This window comes from Nonomuraea indica, assembly GCF_002850745.1.
Classification (GTDB): Bacteria; Actinomycetota; Actinomycetes; order Streptosporangiales; family Streptosporangiaceae; genus Nonomuraea; species Nonomuraea indica.
The window spans coordinates 162,006-179,841 of the sequence record NZ_KZ559480.1; the positions used below are offsets into that span (position 1 = coordinate 162,006).

The 17,836-nt window shown below is 74.0% G+C and carries 18 protein-coding genes; 8 read left to right on the forward strand and 10 right to left on the reverse strand.

Annotation, left to right across the window (positions count from 1 at the left end; genetic code table 11):
* Positions 1 to 51: 51 nt before the first annotated feature.
* The 3 genes from CXR44_RS30840 to CXR44_RS30850 are packed head-to-tail and all read right to left on the reverse strand — an operon-like array spanning position 52 to position 2,038.
* Complete coding sequence (locus CXR44_RS30840) at positions 52 to 882, reverse strand: NAD(P)H-binding protein (protein ID WP_101789661.1); 831 nt, start codon at positions 880 to 882, stop codon at positions 52 to 54.
* 23 nt (positions 883 to 905) lie between these two features.
* On the reverse strand, positions 906 to 1,586 hold the full coding sequence (locus tag CXR44_RS30845; protein WP_101789662.1) for an SDR family oxidoreductase: 681 nt from the start codon (positions 1,584 to 1,586) through the stop codon (positions 906 to 908).
* Positions 1,583 to 2,038, reverse strand: coding sequence for a nuclear transport factor 2 family protein (locus CXR44_RS30850; RefSeq protein ID WP_219602047.1), 456 nt, complete (start codon positions 2,036 to 2,038; stop codon positions 1,583 to 1,585). The genes CXR44_RS30845 and CXR44_RS30850 overlap by 4 nt, the downstream gene beginning before the upstream one ends.
* Before the next feature lie 82 nt (positions 2,039 to 2,120).
* Here CXR44_RS30850 and CXR44_RS30855 point away from each other — a divergent pair, with 82 nt between their 5' ends.
* Together CXR44_RS30855 and CXR44_RS30860 are read left to right on the forward strand one after the other, a co-directional pair.
* The gene (locus tag CXR44_RS30855; RefSeq protein WP_101789664.1) at positions 2,121 to 3,002 is read left to right on the forward strand and encodes a LysR family transcriptional regulator; all 882 of its coding nucleotides are present in this window, start codon (positions 2,121 to 2,123) and stop codon (positions 3,000 to 3,002) included.
* A 317-nt stretch (positions 3,003 to 3,319) separates the two neighbouring features.
* The gene (locus CXR44_RS30860) at positions 3,320 to 3,769 is read left to right on the forward strand and encodes a DUF488 family protein, N3 subclade (RefSeq protein ID WP_180903780.1); all 450 of its coding nucleotides are present in this window, start codon (positions 3,320 to 3,322) and stop codon (positions 3,767 to 3,769) included.
* A gap of 332 nt (positions 3,770 to 4,101) precedes the next feature.
* Here the strand turns inward: CXR44_RS30860 and CXR44_RS30865 are convergent, their stop codons facing one another.
* The 3 genes from CXR44_RS30865 to CXR44_RS30875 form a co-directional block, all read right to left on the reverse strand.
* On the reverse strand, positions 4,102 to 4,866 hold the full coding sequence (locus CXR44_RS30865; protein ID WP_425437458.1) for a class I SAM-dependent methyltransferase: 765 nt from the start codon (positions 4,864 to 4,866) through the stop codon (positions 4,102 to 4,104).
* 299 nt (positions 4,867 to 5,165) lie between these two features.
* Positions 5,166 to 5,693: a hypothetical protein gene (locus CXR44_RS30870; protein ID WP_101789665.1), complete on the reverse strand. Its 528-nt coding sequence runs from the start codon at positions 5,691 to 5,693 to the stop codon at positions 5,166 to 5,168.
* Positions 5,694 to 5,735: 42 nt separating this feature from the next.
* Complete coding sequence (locus CXR44_RS30875; RefSeq protein ID WP_180903781.1) at positions 5,736 to 6,323, reverse strand: CAP family protein; 588 nt, start codon at positions 6,321 to 6,323, stop codon at positions 5,736 to 5,738.
* A gap of 274 nt (positions 6,324 to 6,597) precedes the next feature.
* Between CXR44_RS30875 and CXR44_RS30880 the strand changes: the two genes are divergently transcribed.
* Entirely contained in the window at positions 6,598 to 9,141 is a 2,544-nt protein-coding gene (locus CXR44_RS30880; protein WP_101789667.1) for a polysaccharide lyase family 8 super-sandwich domain-containing protein, read from the forward strand.
* A 241-nt stretch (positions 9,142 to 9,382) separates the two neighbouring features.
* On the opposite strand, the gene CXR44_RS30885 is transcribed toward CXR44_RS30880, so the two are convergent.
* The 3 genes from CXR44_RS30885 to CXR44_RS30895 form a co-directional block, all read right to left on the reverse strand.
* Positions 9,383 to 10,372 (reverse strand): BtrH N-terminal domain-containing protein, encoded by a 990-nt coding sequence (locus CXR44_RS30885; protein ID WP_101789668.1) that lies wholly within the window; start codon positions 10,370 to 10,372, stop codon positions 9,383 to 9,385.
* A gap of 125 nt (positions 10,373 to 10,497) precedes the next feature.
* A complete protein-coding gene (locus tag CXR44_RS30890; RefSeq protein ID WP_219602048.1) occupies positions 10,498 to 11,163 on the reverse strand; it encodes a response regulator transcription factor in 666 nt (221 codons plus the stop codon).
* Complete coding sequence (locus CXR44_RS30895) at positions 11,160 to 12,347, reverse strand: sensor histidine kinase (RefSeq protein WP_101789696.1); 1,188 nt, start codon at positions 12,345 to 12,347, stop codon at positions 11,160 to 11,162. The genes CXR44_RS30890 and CXR44_RS30895 overlap by 4 nt, the downstream gene beginning before the upstream one ends.
* Before the next feature lie 87 nt (positions 12,348 to 12,434).
* Here CXR44_RS30895 and CXR44_RS30900 point away from each other — a divergent pair, with 87 nt between their 5' ends.
* From CXR44_RS30900 to CXR44_RS30920, 5 genes are all read left to right on the forward strand, one after another.
* Entirely contained in the window at positions 12,435 to 13,352 is a 918-nt protein-coding gene (locus CXR44_RS30900) for an ATP-binding cassette domain-containing protein (RefSeq protein WP_101789669.1), read from the forward strand.
* Positions 13,349 to 14,911 carry a DUF1349 domain-containing protein gene (locus CXR44_RS30905; RefSeq protein WP_101789670.1) on the forward strand — a complete coding sequence of 521 codons (1,563 nt, stop codon included), beginning with the start codon at positions 13,349 to 13,351 and terminating at the stop codon, positions 14,909 to 14,911. Before CXR44_RS30900 ends, CXR44_RS30905 begins: the two co-directional genes overlap by 4 nt.
* Positions 14,912 to 14,954: 43 nt before the next feature.
* A complete protein-coding gene (locus CXR44_RS30910; RefSeq protein ID WP_101789671.1) occupies positions 14,955 to 15,719 on the forward strand; it encodes an ABC transporter permease in 765 nt (254 codons plus the stop codon).
* Between the two features lie 117 nt (positions 15,720 to 15,836).
* Positions 15,837 to 17,108: an MATE family efflux transporter gene (locus CXR44_RS30915; protein WP_144070143.1), complete on the forward strand. Its 1,272-nt coding sequence runs from the start codon at positions 15,837 to 15,839 to the stop codon at positions 17,106 to 17,108.
* 58 nt (positions 17,109 to 17,166) lie between these two features.
* Positions 17,167 to 17,724, forward strand: coding sequence for a dihydrofolate reductase family protein (locus tag CXR44_RS30920; RefSeq protein WP_101789673.1), 558 nt, complete (start codon positions 17,167 to 17,169; stop codon positions 17,722 to 17,724).
* A gap of 31 nt (positions 17,725 to 17,755) precedes the next feature.
* Here CXR44_RS30920 and CXR44_RS41275 read toward each other — a convergent pair.
* On the reverse strand, positions 17,756 to 17,836 hold an 81-nt coding region (locus CXR44_RS41275; protein ID WP_281260308.1), incomplete at its 5' end, for an RbsD/FucU domain-containing protein.

The window sequence follows — 17,836 nt, forward strand, 5'->3', positions numbered from 1 at the left end:
CCGTCCGGCGGGCTCCGGGCGATGCCGGTCCGCGGCCGGGTGGTGCGGTCGTCAGCCGAAGGCCGCCGCGTGCTCCCGGGCCCACTGTTCGAAGCTGCGGGGCGGGCGGCCGGTCACGTCCCGCACCGTCGGGCGCACCACCGACTCGTCCAGGGTGCCGGTGACGTAGAAGTCGAAGAAGGCGTCCACGTACTCGGCCGGGGTGGTCTCCAGCATCTCGCGGCGGGCCTCGTCGTCCGGCTGCGCCTCGAACCGCAGGTCCCGGCCGAGCACCGACGCGAGGATGCGCACCCGGTCGGCGGCCCGCAGGGCCCGGGGGCCGGTCGGCTGGTGGATGCGGCCCTCGTGGCCGTCCTCCGTGAGCGCCCGCGCGGCGACGGCGGCGATGTCGTACGGGTCGACGACGGCCATCGGCACGTCCGCGAACGGGGCGCGCACGACGTCACCGGCCCGGAGCTGCGGGATCCACTGGAAGGTGTTGGACATGAACGCGCTGGGACGCAGGAACGTCCACGGCAGCCCGGACTCGCGCACGGCCCGCTCCGACTCGGCCATGTAGCGGGTGATCGCGTTGCCGGTGTCGCCGAGGCCCGCCGAGCCGCCCGACAGCAGCACCACGCGTTCCACGCCGGCCCGGCGGGCGTCGGCGAGCAGGTGCTGCAGGCCAGGGTAGCCGGGCAGCAGGAACAGGCCGCGCACTCCGTCGAGGGCGGGCCGGACCGACTCGGGCCGGCCCAGGTCGCCGCTGACGTACTCGACGCCCGGTCGCTGCTCGGCCCGGGAGGCGTCCCGTGTCAGCGCCCGGACGGGTGTGCCGGCGGCGGCCAGCGCGCGGACGACTTCGGCGCCCACGTTACCCGTGGCGCCCGCTACCAGAATCATGTGATGGGGGTCCTTTCTCGGTTTCACCAGGGCAGGGGCCGGCCGTCGCGAAAGAAGCCGCCGGTCGGGCCGTCGTCGGGCAGCGTGGCGGCCCAGACGATCCCGGAGGCGCCGTCGGCGACGGGACGGCCGCCGGGGCCGCCCATGTCGGTGGCGACCCAGCCGGGGCAGACGGCGTTGACCAGGACGCCGTCGGCGCGCAGCTCGGCGGCCAGCATCCGGGTCAGGGCGTTGAGCGCGGCCTTCGACAGGCTGTAGGCCGGGGTGCCGCCGCCCATGCCGGTCAGCGATCCGGCCTCGCTGGAGACGTTGACCACGCGGGCGTGCCCGCTCCGCCGCAGCAGCGGCAGCAGGGCCTGGGTCAGCCGCCACGGGCCGTACACGTTGGTCTCCGCCGCCTCGCGCACCACGTCCAGGTCGGCCGTGATCGCGCGCTGCCAGGTGTCGTAGGTGATGGCGGCGTTGTTGACGAGCACGTCGAGGCCGCCGTACCGCTCGTCGATCTCCTGCGCGAGCCGGGCGACGCCGGCTTCGTCCGTCACGTCGAGCCGCATCGGACGCACGTCCGGGCCGATCTCGCGGGCGGCGGCGGTGGCCGCCTCCAGCGACCGGGCGGTGAGCAGGACGGTGTGGCCGAGCGCGGCCAGCTGGCGGCACACCTCCCGTCCGATGCCCCGGTTCGCGCCCGTGACGAGGGCGATCACCCGGCGTCCGCGGCGAGCGCCATCAGGTCCCTGTTGCCGTCGGCCCAGGTCGCGGTCATGACCACGCCGCTGATCCGCCAGGCGTCCCCCGCACGGACCAGGTCGAAGCGGTAGGTGCCGCCCAGCGTCCACAGCGGCGAGCCGAACGGGTTCGCCAGCCGGTGCGTGGCCTGGAACGACGCGGTGCACACCGCGGTGTCGCCGGCCACGGTCACCAGGTGGTTGGTGATCAGGTGCTGGGTGGCGTCGAAGCCGCCCAGCACCCGGGACCAGGCGCCGACGATCTGCTCGGGGGTGAGCGTGGCGGGCTCGCCGCCGTTGAGGCTCGTGTAGTCGAGCACCACCTCGTCGGCGAAGACGGACTTCAGCAGGTCCCACTCCCTCTGGTCCGCGTGCCACGCCATCCGCGTGCAGACCTCGACGATGGCCCAGCGGTCCTCGACCGTGCTCATGGGGACTCCTCTCGTGACGAATGCGATCATCCTGCCTTGCGTCATTTCGGACGTCCAATATCTGTTTAGATAGCCGTCAGCTATGGATGCCCACCTGAGAGATCTGCGCTACTTCGTGGCCGTCGCCGAGGAGCTGAGCTTCACCCGCGCCGCCGAACGGCTGTACGTCTCGCAACCGGCGCTCAGCAAGCAGATCCGGCAGCTGGAGGAGTCGCTCCGGGTCAGGCTGTTCGACCGCGACCGGCGCGTGGTGGCGCTGACCGCGCCCGGCCGCGCGCTGCTGCCCGCCGCGCGTGAGCTGCTCGACCGCTGGGCGCAGGCGCAACGCCAGGTCAGCGACGCGGCCGCCGCCGAGGCCGCCGTCCTCACCGTCGGCATGTCGACCAGTGTGGGCCGCGGCCTGCTGGCCTCGGTGCGGTCGGTGTTCCGGGAGCGGCGGCCCGGCTGGCGGCTCGTGATCCGCCAGGTCGACTGGGACGACGCCACGGCGGGGGTCGCCGCCGGCGAGGCGGACCTGGCGTTCGTCTGGCTGCCCCTCCCGCCCGCCGCGACGCTCGCCGTGCGCGTCGTGGCGCGCGAGCCGCGCTGGGTCGCCTTCCGCGACGACCACTGGCTCGCCGGGCGCGACGAGGTGTCCTTCGCCGAACTGCTCGACGAGCCGTTCCTCGCCCTGCCCGAGGAGGCCGGGCCGCTGCGCGCGTACTGGCTCGGCCTCGACGAACGCGGCGGGCGTCCCGTCACGGTCGGCGCGACCGTCTCCAACGCCGACGAGACGTTCACCGCCGTCGAGGAGGGGTGCGGCGTCGTGCTGCTCGCCTCCGGCAACGCCGCCATCTACCGGCGGCCCGGCATCCGCGCGATCCCCGTCACCGGGCTGTCCCCCTGCGAGCTGGCCGTCGCCTGGGACCCGGCGGACCACCGGCCGGTGATCCGCGACTTCATCGACGCCCTCGGCTCCGTCTGACGTCGCCCGGAGGGCGCTGTTCGGCGACAGGTCGTGAGGCGCGGCCGGGCGAGGCGCGGCAGTTCCGCCCTGGACCACCTCGGCGATCGGGTGACCGCGCTCTCCTCGTCCGGGGACCGGTCCATGCTGCCCGGCCTGTCAGAACCGGGACCGGATGCGCTCCCTGTGCTGCTCGCCTCATTCGCCGAGCGGCGCGATCGCGGTGTTGAACGACCGGCCGAGGGCCGCGTCGAGCACAGCGGCTCGGTCCTGGTCGAGCTGCTCCGGAGACGTCCGCACGCCGCGTGACGGCCTACCGTGGAAGGAAGGGGGCGCGCATGGCGAAGATCGACGTACGGGTACGCCGGGTGTACGACGAGCCGGCCGGCGACGACGGCGCCAGGGTGCTGGTGGACCGGCTGTGGCCGCGCGGCCTGTCCAAGGCGGCCGCCCGGCTGGACCACTGGTGCAGATCGGTCGCGCCCTCCACGGAGCTGCGCACCTGGTACGGCCACGCGCCCGAGCGCTTCGACGAGTTCGCCCGCCGCTACCGGAGCGAGCTGGCGGAGCCGGAGCGGGCAGAGGCGCTGGCCGGCCTGCGCGAGCTGGCCGCGGCGGGGCCGCTGACCTTGCTGACCGCGACCAGGCGGCCGGAGATCAGCGCGGCGGCGGTGCTGTCCGACATACTGGCCGAAGCACCGCGCCACCCCCGGCAACGCCCGGACCGCCCGGACCACCGGGACCGCCCGGACTCGGTTCCGGCATCCGGGACGCAAGCGGCTGGATGATCGGCCGGCGTTGCAGGGCATCCTGTTCGTGCCGGGGTCGCCTGCCGCAGGAACTGGGCTACGGCTCCGGCAGGGCCGGGTGTCACCGGCGGGCCCAGCTCGTCCTGACCCATGTACGTGGCAACAGGGGATGACCGCGTACATGAGTGATCATGGCGGCGCCACGACCAGGAGAACGTCCCACCGGACCGGTACGCGCCTCGCGCGCGTTATCCGTTACACCACTCGGACTCGTACCGCGGCCGCCGGCGCCTTCCCGCCACCGCGCGCACCGCCAGCCCCAACACCCACCGCGCCCACGCCTTCGCGATCGACCGCCTCACGAGGCGCCGTCAGCCGGCTTCCAGAACGAAGAACAGGAAGCTCAGGAACCTCGTGCCGGTGATCTCGCGGAACTCATCGGGGAACAGTTCGCGGGCTTCCGGCACGAACGGCGGCTCGCTGATGACGCTGATGCGGAATCCAGCCGCGGTGAAGGCCTCGGTCATCACGTGCAGTGGCCGGTCCCAGAAGCTCATCTGGGCGGTCTGCCCACCCATGGTCCATTCCTCGGTCCGGTTACGGACGCCGAAATAGCTGGGCTTCCCCCCGGCCATGGCACGCATGAGGGGGATCACGAAAGGATGGTCGACCGAGACGAGGAGCCGGCCGCCAGGTCTCAGCACGCGTCGCAGCTCGGCCAGTGTCGGTCCCCAGTCTTCCAGGTAGTGCAGCACCAGGGACGCGACGACGTCGTCGAATGAGCCGTCAGGGAAGGGCAGTGGGCCGGCCAGGTCGGCGACCCGTAGATCCGCGTCGGCGCCCAGCCGCTGTCGGGCCAGCTCCAGCATCCCGGCACTCATGTCGATACCGGTCACGATGGCACCTCGATCGCGCAGCGCGGAGAACAAGGGACCCGAGCCGCAGCCGGCGTCGAGGATTCGCCTGCCGGTCACGTCCCCGGCGAGTTCGAGCATCGCGGGCCGCTCGTAGTACGCGTTCGGGAGGCTGGTCTCGTTCTCGGCCGCGTACCCCTCGGCGATCCTGTCGTAGTCGTTGAGCCTGGAGGGGTTGGCGGTCCCAGCGAGATCTTCGGGCATGGTAGGCATGTGGGCCATTGTGGCCCAGCAGTATCGTCGGCACAGACATACGGCAGATCTGGATCAAGCATGGTGACGGCTCACATCCCTCTCGCCGGGCTGCGTCCATGGGAGTGGTGTCGCGCCAGCCACTGCTCAGGCGTCGCGCTTCTCGACCGCGGCGGCCTCCGGCTCCTCCAGGACCGCCTCGGGAAGGATCACCGTGCGGCGGGTCTTCGACGGCGGCGGTCCCGGCGAGCTCCAGGCCCAGACTGACGCCCGCAGGCCCGTTCGAGCCGACGCCCGCAGGGCCGCTCAGGTCAGTGCCCGCGGGCCGGTCAGGCCGACGCGCGCAGGGCGTGGATCGTCGCCAGGAGTTCGTCGCGGTTGTCGGCCGCCTTCATCCAGCCCGGCAGGCGCTCCAGCATGGTCTGCGACCCGGCCTGCTCCGGCCGCTCCCGCAGCCGGGCCCGGACGAACTCCTCCAGCAGGTCGAGGTGGGCGCCGTTGTAGGCCCACAGCGTCCGCCCGCCGCAGCACCGGCGGCGCAGCCACAGCGGCAGCCCGAAGTAGGGATCGTCCGGACCGCCGAGCCTGGGCACCACGAACGGCCCGCCGCGGGTGAAGTAGGCGTCGCCCAGGCCGCTGCGCCACCCGCGTGGCGCCCACTCGGCGGTGTGGCCGCATCCGCCGCAGGTCAGCCGGTGCGGGGCGGTCAGCCATCCGACCGCGTGCCGGTGCGCGTCACGGTCGGCGGGCCGGACCGTGACCGCCGCCCGGCCGTCGCACCGGGGGCAGCGCACGAGGATCTCGCGGGCGAAGTGCCACAGCCGCACGCCCGGATCACGGAACCGGCTCTCGCTCATGCCCCATGGTCCCAGGTTCGCGCACGGCCGTGGCGGGTCGTGTCACCTGGCCGGGAGGACGTTCTCCCGGTAGGCGTCGGACACGTTGCCGGGGGCCTGGTAGACGCACAGCACGTAGGTCTCGTGGCCCCGGGCGCCCTGCCCGGCGGCCCGCGCGCAGCCCAGCCGCGTCGTGCCCTTCCAGACGACCTGGGTGAACAGGCCCGTGCGGGAGGAGAAGCCGGGCCGAGCGTAGTCGTAGGACCGGCTGCCCTCGTACCAGTTGCGCACGCCGTCCGAGCAGGACGCCACCCGGCCGGACGGGGACGTCTGATACCAGTACTGGTTCTCGCCGTAGTCGGCGCTGAGCCCCCGGTGACCGCCCCGCAGCCCGTCGTACCTGGTGAGGTGGACGACCCGCTGCCTGGCGTAGGCGACGAGCGCCTGGTCGACCGTCAGCGCGGGCGCCTGGTGGCGGGCCCGCAGGCTGTTGTGGGCGGTGAGGCAGTCCTGGTGGAAGGCCGCGTCCATGCGGAGCGGCAGCGGCGGCCGGGCCCAGGCCGCGGCCGCGGGCCCGGCCACGGTCGCCAGCGTGGCGAGGGCGGTCACGGTCGTCGCCGTCCTGACAGTCAGGCCGAGGGGTCGGGGCATCTCGTCTCCGTTCCGTGCGCGTCTCGGCCGGGCGTTGTGCCTGGTCAGTGGGGCGAGGCGCGAACAGATAGAAGATCTCAGCCCCGTGACGGCGCGACGATGTCGGCGGTGGACAGCCTCCGGGGCGCGGATTTGCGGCGTGGCGTGTGTAACGGGCGCGCCCGTGCCCGCAGAGTCCGGGCACAGGCGGCATACCCCCGCGAACGACCGCTGCCGGAACGGACGGCGGGTGCGGGTGCGCGGGCCTGGTGTCCGCGTGCCGATCCAGGAGATCATGTCGGTTGGCAGATCCCCCACCGGCCTGGAGCCCGCCGTGCCGCATATTTCCCGTCGCCAGGTTCTCTCCCTTCTCCCCGCGGCCGGTCTGGCCGCCTGGGCCTCCCCCGTACGCGCCGCGACCGGAGTCGATCACGCGCGGCTGCTCGCCAACACCGTGGCGATCTTCGCGGGCACCCCCGAGGTCAACGCCCGGCCCGAGGTGGCCGGCAAGCTGGCGGCGATCCTCAGGACCGCCAGGCAACGGCTCGCCGCCATGGACCAGGCCGGCGACGGCGAGTTGTTCTCCGGCCTGCGCCTCGGCACCGACGACGCCAACCTGCGGCTCGCCTTCCAGTACCTGTACGAGATCGCGCTCGCGACCCGTACACCGGGCGGCGAGCTCGACGGGGACGCGAGCGCCCAGCGGCGGGTCGTCGACGGCCTGCTGTGGCTGCACGAGCGTCACCTCCAGGACCAGTCGGCGGGCTACTACGGCAACTGGCACAACTGGGAGATCGGCATCCCCACCCACGTGAGCAGGACACTCGTCCTGCTGGCCGACCGGGTGCGGGAGGTGCGGCCCGACCTGACGGCGACCTACATCGCCTCGATGGACGCCTACCTGCGCAACGGCAAGAACGGCGACGTCGATCTCGACTCGCGCTTCCACACCGGGGCCAACCTGGCCGACATCACCGCCAACCGGATGCTGCAGGGCGCCCTCACCGGCGACGACGCGCGGGTCGGCAAGGCCATCGCCGACCAGGCCACCGTGTTCGCCACCATCGACCCCTACCGCCTCCGGCACGGGGTGACCGACGGCTACTACCGCGACGGCTCCTTCATCCAGCACCATTCGGTCGCCTACACCGGCTCCTACGGGCGCATCCTGCTGACCCGGGTCGTCCAGACGCTCAAGATGCTCCAGGGCGTCACGAGCGGCGGCGCGACCGACCTCGCAGGCGTGGTGTACGGCTGGGTCGCCGACGGGTTCGCCCCGCTGATCTTCGAGGGCTGGATGATGGAGATCGTCAAGGGGCGGGCGGTCTCCCGCACCACGACCGGCTACGCCGACGTCGGGCTGATCGTGGAGGCCATCGCCGACCTGGCCGACCATGTCGAGGGCGCGGGCGCTCTCGCCCTGAAGAAGTACGCCAAGTTCCTGCCGGGCGTCGACACGGCCGCCTTCGTCTCCCCGGTGAGCATCGCGCGTTACTCGGCCATCCGCGCCGACCCCGCCATCCCGGCCGCCGACCTGAACCCGCCCGAGCGCTGCGTGGCGTTCAACGCCATGGACCGGACCGTGCACCGGCGCCCCGGCTACGCCTTCGCCCTGGCGCGCAGCTCCGAACGGATCAGCAAGTACGAGTACATGAACGGCGAGAACCTCATGCCGTGGTTCCAGGGCGACGGCGCGTACTACCTCTACCTGGCGGGCGAGGACCAGCGTGAGGTCTACGGCGTCGACTACTACACGACCGTGTCCCCGTACCGGCTGGCCGGGGTCACCGCGCCGGTGGAGGAGCGGCGGACGGTGCCCGAGCTGTACGGCCGGTTCTGGTACGACAACCCCGGCCATCCGCTGAACTTCACGTCCTCCTCCGAGTCCCAGAACACCTACGTGTACTTCCCCCGCGCCGGCAACGCCTTCTCCGGCGGCGCGACGCTCGGCGCTTACGGCGTGGCCGGCATGGTGCAGTCGGACGACGCGGCCTGGACCGCCAAGCAGGCGGGCACCCTGCCCGGCGACTTCGTCGCCTACCGGAACGCCCGCGCGACCAAGTCGTGGTTCATGCTCGACGACGAAATCGTGGTGCTGGCCGCGAACGTCGCCGGGCAGGGCGGCCGCGCGGCGACGACCACGGTGGACAGCCGCATCGCCGCCCCCGGCGACGTGATCGCCCTTACCGGCGAGGGCTGGGACGGCGCGGCCTGGCAGGCGGGCGACACCACGCCGCCCCGCTGGCTGCGCTACGCCAACGGCACCCGTCGTAGCGCTGTCGGCTACGCCTTCCTCACCAGGCAGCCCGTAACGGCCGGGCTGGAGACCGTGACCCGCAGCCGCCGGGTCGTCCGTGCGGCCAACCCCGACACCGGCGTGACCAAGAACGTCTTCACCGCCACGATCGACCACCCCGCCGCCGGAGAGGTCTCCGCCGTCGCCTACGCCCTGGTGCCGGGCGCCACCGAGGCCGGCCTGCGCCGTTACGCGCGCGGCCCGCTGACCGTGCTGGCCAACAACCGGCACGTGCAGGCGATCAGGCACGAGACCCTCGGGATCGTCGCCGCCAACGTCTTCACCGACGGCCCGCACCACGCCGGACGCCTGCTCGTCGACGGCCCCGCCTCGGTCATCGTCAGGTACGGCGAGCGCACCGCCGTCGCCCTGTCGGACCCCACGACGAAACGCGACCGCGTCACCGTCCTCCTGCGCGGCGCGCCCCTCCGGCTCGTCACGGCCGACGACGGGGTGACGGTGCGGCAGGTGCCGGGCGGCACCCTGGTGCAGGCGGCGACACGACACGCGCACGGCCGGACCTTCACCGCGACCCTGCGCTGACCCGCCCACGCCGCCCCGGAAGCCGTCGCGTCCCCGGCAACCCACGCCTCAGCAACGCACACCCGCAGCGCACCCCTGAGCAACCCACGCCCCCAGGAGCGCACCCCTGAGCAACGCACGCCTCGGCAACGCACCCGTCGGCGCCCGAGGCGTGCGGCGCTTCCTCCAGGTATGCGTTGTCTCCACCGGACGAGCCGATGGCCGCGGGCGTCCGGCGGGGCGGTGGCCGTCGGAGCCCTGATCAGGGCTGCATCCGGCTCAACGCCCGCATGGCGTCTCGCTCGATGCGTGAAAGGTCGTGGAGGAGGGCTCCGGCCTGCTCCAGGTGGGCCGCGTCGCCGCTCTCCCCGGCCTTGGCGATCAAGGTGGCCACGTCCGTCCACAGCGTGGCGGCCTCGCCGTACAGCCGATGGCCGGTGCGGAGGTCGTCGTCGTCGATCAGCTCGGCGCACTCCCCGAGGAAGTCGCGATAGAGGGCGCGGAACAGGGAACCACCGGTGCCGCCCTTCTCCATGAGCAGGGCCGCCCGCGCCAGGTCGCCCTGCGGGTCGTCCGTGCGGCCGAGCCACTGGGGCACCAGGCCGGCGGCCTTGGCGATGCCGCGATGGCCGAGGTTGGCGATGGGGGCGGCGAGGAAGGCGTCGGCGCACGCCCTGATGGCGGGGATGATCTGCTCCACCCAGCCGGACGGCCGCGCGGGCGCGGTGATGGTGAACGATCGGTGCCTGGCCGTCATCGGGCCGCGCTCGGCCCTCGCCCTGGCCAGGCCGGCCAGTCCGGTGCGCACCGCTCCTCCCTGCTGCTCGGTGTCCACCAGGTAGGCGTCGTGCTCGTCGTAGCCGTACATCGCGACGACATGACCGCCGAAATGGACCTTGGTGCGGAAGTAGTCGAGGTGGTAGCAGTCGAGCTGGAGGCCGACGGGCCGTCCGGCGTCGATGGCGGCCGACACGTTGCGCCAGGCCTTGCCGGGCGAGGTGGTCTCCTCCACCCGCAGCGTCAGCCCCAGCCTGGCGGCCAGGTTCTTCGTGAGCTCGAAGGGCTTGACCCGGCCGCCGAGGAAGGGGAAGGGCATGTTCCTGCTGTCCCAGTAGACGAAGGACAGGCCCGAGGCGAGCCCGAACAGCATGGGCTCGGACAGGTCGAGCCCCTCGTGCCGCAGGAGCACGCCCAACGCCGTCGTCTCGCAGTGCTGCATGCCGCGAGCCTGGATGTCCTTCACGATGGTCATGCGTCGCTTCCCTCCACGAACGGCCGATCAACGGGTGCTGGGCCGGCGCCGGTCGGCGGTGACGCCCGGCGTCCCCGTCCAGCTTGAGGTCTCCCACGAGGGGAAGGTCCAGCCGCCGGCGTGGTTCAACGGCCGGCGGTGACGCGGTACCCCACTCCGGGCGTGGTGGTGATGACCGGCGGCTCGCCGAGCTTGCGGCGCAGCCGGCCGACGGTGACCGTGACGGTGTTGGTCAGGGGGTTGGCGTACTCGTCCCACACCTGTTCGAGCAGGTCCTCGGCGCTGAGGAACGCGGGGGCGGCGCGGAGGAGGGCCTCCAGCACGGCGAACTCCTTGACCGACAGATCCAGGTGACGGCCGTCGCGGGTGGCGATGCGGCGCAGCGGGTCGAGCGCGATGCCCCCCGCGCGCAGCGTGCGGGAGCGGGCGGCGGGCTGCCGGCGGGCCAGGGAGCGGATGCGCAGCACCAGTTCGGGGAAGTGGAAGGGCTTGCCCAGGTAGTCGTCGGCTCCCAGGGTCAGGCCGGTGACCCGGTCGGCGGGCGAGTCGGCCGCGGTCAGCATGAGGACCATGACGCGGTCGTCGCGTTCGGCGATCATCTGGCAGAGCGTGTCACCATGGATGCCCGGAATGTCGCGGTCGAGGACGATCACGTCGTAGGCGTTGACGTCGAGCTTGGCGGCGGCCTCCAGGCCGTCGTGGGCCACGTCCACGGCCATGCCCTGATCGCTCAGCCCTTCGGCCAGCACGGCGGCCAGGGCACGGGCGTCCTCCACCACCAGCACCCTCACGCCGGGACTCCCGCCGGCACGGCGGCCGAGGGCAGCGAGACGGCGACCCGGAGTCCGCCTGCCGGCCGGGCCCGCAGGTCGAGGGCGCCGCCGTGCGCCGCGGCGACGGCCGCGACGATCGACAGGCCGAGCCCGGAGCCGTCGCCGGTGCGGGTGCGGTCGGCGCCGAGCCGCTGGAAGGGCCGGGCGAGGCGCTCGACCTCCTCCTGGTCGAGGACGCGCCCGCCGGTCTCGACGACGAGCTGCGCCGTCGTGCCGTCGTCGGCGGCGGCCAGCCGGATCCAGCCGCCGTCGTGGTTGTGCGTGACGGCGTTGCCGATCACGTTGTCGATCATGCGGGTAAGGAGCGTCACGTCGCCCCGCGTCCACGCCCCGTCGGCGACGGCGTCCGCGGAGTGGACGGTGAGCCGTCTCGCGGCGATCTCGGCGGAACGGACGTCCAGGGCCGCGGTCGCCAGGCGGCCGAGCGAGAGCGTCGTGCGGTCGGCCGGGGAGCCGTGCTGGGCGCGGGCCAGCATGAGAAGGCCGTCGAGCAGCCGGTCGACCTGGTCGAGCTCGGTGCGGAGCCGGCCGGCCAGGGCCGCGGTCTGCTCCGGCACCGGGTCGGGCTTGGCCAGGGCCACGTCCAGGGACGCCCGCATGGTGGCCAGCGGGGTGCGCAGCTCGTGGGAGGCGTTGGCGACGAACCGGCGCTGCGCGGCGAACGAGCCCTCCAGTCGTTCCAGCAGTTCGTCGATGGTGTCGGCGAGGTTCTTGACCTCGTCGTCCGGGCCTTGCACGGCCAGCCGCTCGTTCAGGTTGTCGGCGGTGATCCGGCGGGTCGTCGCCGTGATCACCCGTAGCGGGCGCAGCGCCCGCCCCGCGATGACCCGGCCCAGCACGACCGACGCCACGCCCATGACCGCGAGCGCGACCGCCGAGCCGATCAGCACCTGACGTGACTGCGCCGCGTGGCTGTCCGACAGCCGGGCCTGCAGCCATGCGATGCGCTCGGCGGCGGCGGCGAGCGTGGCCGGGTCGGCCGGCGAGGGCCCGGCAGGTCCGGACTCGCTCGTCCGGGTGCCGCCGAGGCCGACGAGATTGGCGATGGCCAGCGCTCCGGTCCCGGACAGCAGGAACATCACACCGTACAGAACGGTGAGGCGCAGTCGTGCGGTGCGCGCGGGGCGTCGCCACGTTCTCATGCCCTCCAGCATGCCGTGCCGGCCCTAACAGCGATGTGACAGCCTTCGTTCGGCCCGTGTTAGCGGTGGGTCCGTACAACCGACCGCATGAAGACGACCATCGAAGTCAGCGGGTTGCGCAAACGGTTCGGCCCGGTCCTGGCGCTGGACGGCATGTCGTTCACCGTGCTGCCGGGCCGCGTGACCGGTTTCGTCGGCCCGAACGGGGCGGGCAAGTCCACCACGATGCGGGTGATCCTCGGCCTGGACGCGGCCGACGAGGGCCGCGCGCTGATCGGCGGGCGCCCGTACCGGAGCCTGCGCACCCCGCTGCGCCACGTCGGCGCGCTGCTCGACGCGGGCGCGCTGCAGCCGGGCCGCACCGCGCGCAACCACCTGCTGTGGCTGGCCCACTCCCAGGGCCTCGGCTCCGGCCGGGTGGACGAGGTGCTGGACCTGGTGGGGCTGGCCACGGCGGCCCGCCGCCGGGCGGGCGGCTTCTCGCTGGGCATGCGGCAGCGGCTCGGCATCGCGGCCGCCCTGCTCGGCGACCCACCGGTGCTCCTGCTGGACGAACCGGTCAACGGCCTGGACCCCGAGGGCATCGTGTGGATGCGCGGCCTGCTGCGCTCGCTGGCCGGCGAGGGGCGTGCCGTGCTGGTGTCCAGCCATCTGATGGGCGAGCTGGAGGGCACCGCCGACCATCTCGTGGTGGTGGGCGAGGGCCGTGTCATCGCCGACACCGGCGTGGCCGAACTGATCACGGCCGCCTCCCGCGGCCGGGTCACGCTGCGGACGCCGACCCCGTCGGCGGCGATTCCGGCGCTGCGCGACGGCGGCGCGGCCGTGGACGTGACGGACGGCGGCGCCCTCGCCGTCTCGGGACTGCCGTCGGAGCGCGTCGTGGCGCTCCTGAACGCGAACGGGGTGCCGTTCTCCGAGGTGGCGGCGCATCGCGTGACGCTGGAGCAGGCCTACCTGGACCTCACCGGCGCACCGGCCGGACACCGGGAGGCGGCCCGATGAGCCCCCTCACCCTCCGCTCCGGACGGCAGGGCGGGGAGCTCGGGCGGCTGACGCGTGCCGAGTGGACCAAGTTCAGGTCGGTACGCGGCTGGATGGCCGGCATGACGACGGCGGCCCTGGTCATCGTGCTGCTCGGGCTGCTGTCCGCGTCCGGCGACCACGCCTCGTGCGCCGGCGCCGGCGGCGTCGAGATCGCCTGCCCGGCGCCGCCGGTGGGTCCGGACGGCACGGCGGTGAGCGACAGGTTCTTCTTCGTGCACCGGCAGCTGAGCGGGGACGGCGTCATCACCGCCCGGCTCACCTCCATGACCGGCCAGATCCGCAAGCCCGACGTCACCCCCGGGCGGCGGAACGTGGTCGCCGGGGTCGTGCCGTGGGCGAAGACCGGCGTGATGATCAAGGACGGCACCCGGCAGGGCTCCCCCTACGCGGCGGTGATGATGACCGGCGCGCACGGGGTGCGGATGCAGCACGACTTCACCCACGACGTGGCCGGCCTGCCCGGCGGCGTCTCGGAGCGGTCGCCGCGCTGGCTGCGGCTGACCCGCTCCGGCGACACCCTCACCGGGTACGAGTCCGCCGACGGAACGCGCTGGACCCGCATCGGCACCGCGACGCCGGCCGGGCTGCCGCGGACGGTACGGATCGGCGTGTTCGCCGCCTCCCCCGGCGACCTGACCGTCATGCGGGGAGATCTCGGCGGCTCCGGCGCGGCCGTGCGCTTCGCCGAGGCCACCGGCGTGTTGGACCAGGTCACCGTGCGGGGTGACACCTCCGGGGACTGGCGTGACGACGACGTCGGCGCCACCGTCGACCCTGACGGGTCGGTCCACCATCCGGGCCGCGCGAGCCGGTCCGGCGGCGCCTTCTCGGTCACCGGCGTGGGCGACATCGCCCCGGCCGTCGAAGGGCCGACCGCCGAGCGCCCGCTCGGCGGCGCGCCGGCCGCGCTCGTCCTGGTCATCGTGGTGTCGGTCATGTTCGCCACCGCCGAGTACCGGCACGGCCTGATCCGCCTCACCCTGCTGGCCGGCCCGCGCCGCGGCCTGACGCTGCCGGCCAAGGCGCTCGCGCTCGGCCTGGTCACCTTCGCCGCCGCCCTGCCCGCCATCGCGGTCACCTTCGCGGCCGGCGGGAGGATCCTGCGCGCCAACGGCAACGCCGTCCTGCCCGTGTCCCTGCCGACCGAGGCGCGTGTCGTGGCCGGCCTGGCCGCTCTGTTCGCGCTGGCCGCCGTGCTCGCCCTGGCGCTCGGCGCGCTGCTGCGGAGCAGCGTCGCCGCGGTCATCACGGCGGTCGTGGCGATCGTGGTCCCGCACGTCGTCGCGACCACCTCGATCCTGCCGGACAGCGCGGCGCGATGGCTGCTGCGCGTCACCCCGGCGGCCGGGTTCGCCGTCCAGCAGACCGTCCCGGCGTACCCGCACGTGCTGAGCCATGACGCGCCGAGCGCCGGTTTCTATCCGCTGCCGCCGTGGGGCGGCCTCGCGGTCGCGGCCGGTTACGCCGCGCTTGCCCTCGGCCTGGCCGCCTTCCGGCTCCACCGGAGGGACGCATGACCGGCCGCGGCCCGCGTGTCCGCCCCAGGCACGGGAGACGGCCGTGAGAGCGTACCTGCACGCCGAATGGACGAAGCTCCGCACCGCGCCGAGCACCGTCCCGCTGCTGGCCACGATCATCCTGCTGACCGTGGCCGGCGGCGCCGCCGCCTCCGCCGTCGTCTCCTGCGCCGCGCGGGGTTGCGGCTACGACCCTGCCAGGATCGCCCTGTTCGGGGTCCAGGTGGGCCAGTCGGTGGTGGCCGTCCTGGCCGTCCTGACCGTCGCCGGCGAGTACGGCACCGGCATGGTCCGGCTCACCCTGACGGCCATGCCGCACCGGATCAAGGTCCTGGCCGCCAAGGCGATCGTCCTGGCCGGGCTGACCCTGGCCGCCGGGAGCGCCGCCGTGCTCACCGCCATGCTGGTGGCGCGGCCGATCCTGCTCGACCGGGGCTTCCCGGCCGGCCTGCTCACGCTCACCAGCGGCCCCGTGCTGCGCGCGGTCTTCGGCTCCGTGCTCTACCTGACGCTCATCGCCCTGTTGAGCCTGGGGATCGCCACCGCCGTCCGGGACTCCGCCGCCGCCGTCGGGGCCGTCCTCGGCCTGCTCCACCTCTTCCCCTCCGTCATCCTCATGATCGCTGACGCCGGCTGGCAGCGGCTCGCGTGGCAGATCTCCCCCATGAACGCCGGACTCGCCGTCCAGGCCACCACCGGCCTGTCCAGCCTGCCTCTCACGCCGTGGGCGGGCCTGGGGGTGCCGGCCGCCTGGGCCGCGGCGGCGCTGCTGGGCGGCGGGCTGCTGCTCCGGGCCCGCGACGCCTAGGGACGTGACGAGCGTCGCGCGGGCGGCCGGCGCGCGGGCGGGATCGCGCGCCGGCCGCCGCTGACGGTAGAATGATGAGGAATCCCGCGCGGGCCACCCGCCGGGATTTCTGCTTTCATGACCTCTGCCCTTCGTGTGATCCTCGGCGCGGCCGCGCCCCTCGCCCTGTCGGTGGGCGCCGGCGTCGCCGTCCGCCTGGCCGCCACCTCGCTGCTCGGCAACCAGGCCACCGCCGAGCTGGCCGCCTTCGCTCTGGCCGGGGCGGTGCTCGGCCCGGTCACCGCCGCCGTGGCCGGCGGGCTGCGGGGGCTGACGCCGTTCGTCGCCCCCCACCGCGACCGTCCGGCCGCGGCGCTGCCCGCGCTGCGCGACGCGCGGTGGCTGGCCCTCCTGCTCGGCGCCTCGGGCGCGGGCGTCGTGCTGTGCGTGCCGCTGGTCGCGTCGGCGGGCGGCGTGCCCGGGGAGGTGACCGCCGCGCTCGGCGTGCTGCCTCCGCTGCTGGCCGCGCACGTCCTGCTGCTCGCGGCGGGCGGCGGCGCGAACGGGACGCTGGTGGCGCTCGGCCACGCCCGGCAGGTGCTCTGGCCGGGCCTGACCGGCACCGCCGCCGAGGTGCTCCTGCTCGTGGCGCTGGTGCCCAGGCTGGGCGTCGCGGGCGCGGGCGTCGCGCTGGTGGCGGGCACGGCGGTGGCCGTCGCGATCGCCAACGGCCGGCTGGCCCGCGTGACCGGCCTCAGCGGGCGGGCGCTGTGGCCGGGGCGTCCCCGGCCGCGCGAGATCCTGCGCATGGCCGGGGTCGGCCTGCCGATGTCTGCGGCGCTGGTGGTCAAGTTCGCGGCGCTGGCCGCAGTGGCCTGGGCGGCGGCGCGGACGGGCGCGCACGGCGCCGCCGCGTACGCGATCCTCGTGTCGCTGGACGGGCCGCTCGGCCTGGCCGCGTTCACCGCGGGGCAGGCGGCGGCACCCGAGGTGGCCAGGGCGGCTTCCCCGGCGGCGGTCCGCCGGGTCAACCGGGCCGCGCTGGCCGTCGCGGTGGCCGGGGTGCTCGCCGGGGCCGCCGTTCTGGGACTCGCCGGCGAGGACGTGCTCGGCCTGTTCGGCTCGGACGGCCGGGTGCGCGCGGCGGCGACCGGTCTGCTGCCGCTGCTCACCGTCTTCTCCCTGGCCAACGCTTGCGCCATCGTCATGTCGGCGTCCCTGACCGGGCTGCGGCGTCCGGCCTGGAGTCTCGGCTCCGCGGTCGCCGGTTACGGGCCGCTCGCGCTCGTGGCGGCGCCCGTCGCGGCGGCGTGGGGGCTGAGCGGGCTGTGGTGCGCGCTGACGGCCTGCGCCGTCCTGGTGCTCGGCCTGCAGACGTGGGGTTTCGTCCGCTACAGCGCGCGCCGATGAGTTCCGCCGCGCCGCACGGTCCCTACCCTGGAGGACCACGGACGATCAGGGAGCGGCGATGGGCAGGATCCTGTACTCGGCGATGGTGTCGCTGGACGGCTGCATCGAGGACCCGGACGGCAGCATCGGCTTCACCGTCCCGGACGACGAGACGCACGAGATGGCCAACAAGCAGGCCCGTCAGGCGTCGGCGTTCCTGTTCGGGCGGCGCACGTACGAGGCGATGGAGCAGCCGTGGCGCGCGGCGGCGAGCCGGGCGGACCTTCCGGAGGTCGAGCGGGAGTTCGCCCGCGCCTACCTGGACACGCCGCGCTACGTCTTCTCCGACACCCTCACCCGGGTGCCGGACGGGGTGCGGCTGGTGCGCGCCGGCGACGCGGTGGCCGAGGTGACCCGGCTCAAGGAGCGCATCGACGGGTGGCTGGGCCTGGGCGGCGCCGGCCTGGCGGCGTCGCTGCTCGACCTGATCGACGAGTTCGCGCTGTTCGTGCTGCCGGTGGCGGTGGGCGGCGGCAAGCCGTTCTTCCCGGTGGGCCGCACGCTGAGCCTGCGGCGGACGGAGCATCGGGCCATGGCCTCCGGAGTGGTGTACCTGCGTTACGAGCGCGCCCGCTGAGCGCGGGCCGCCCGGGAGGCGGGTGGCCCGTTCAGAACACGACGCCGCAGCGCAGGATGACGTTGGCGTACGGCCGGGCCTCCCCCGTGCGGACCACGAGCCGGCTCCCGCC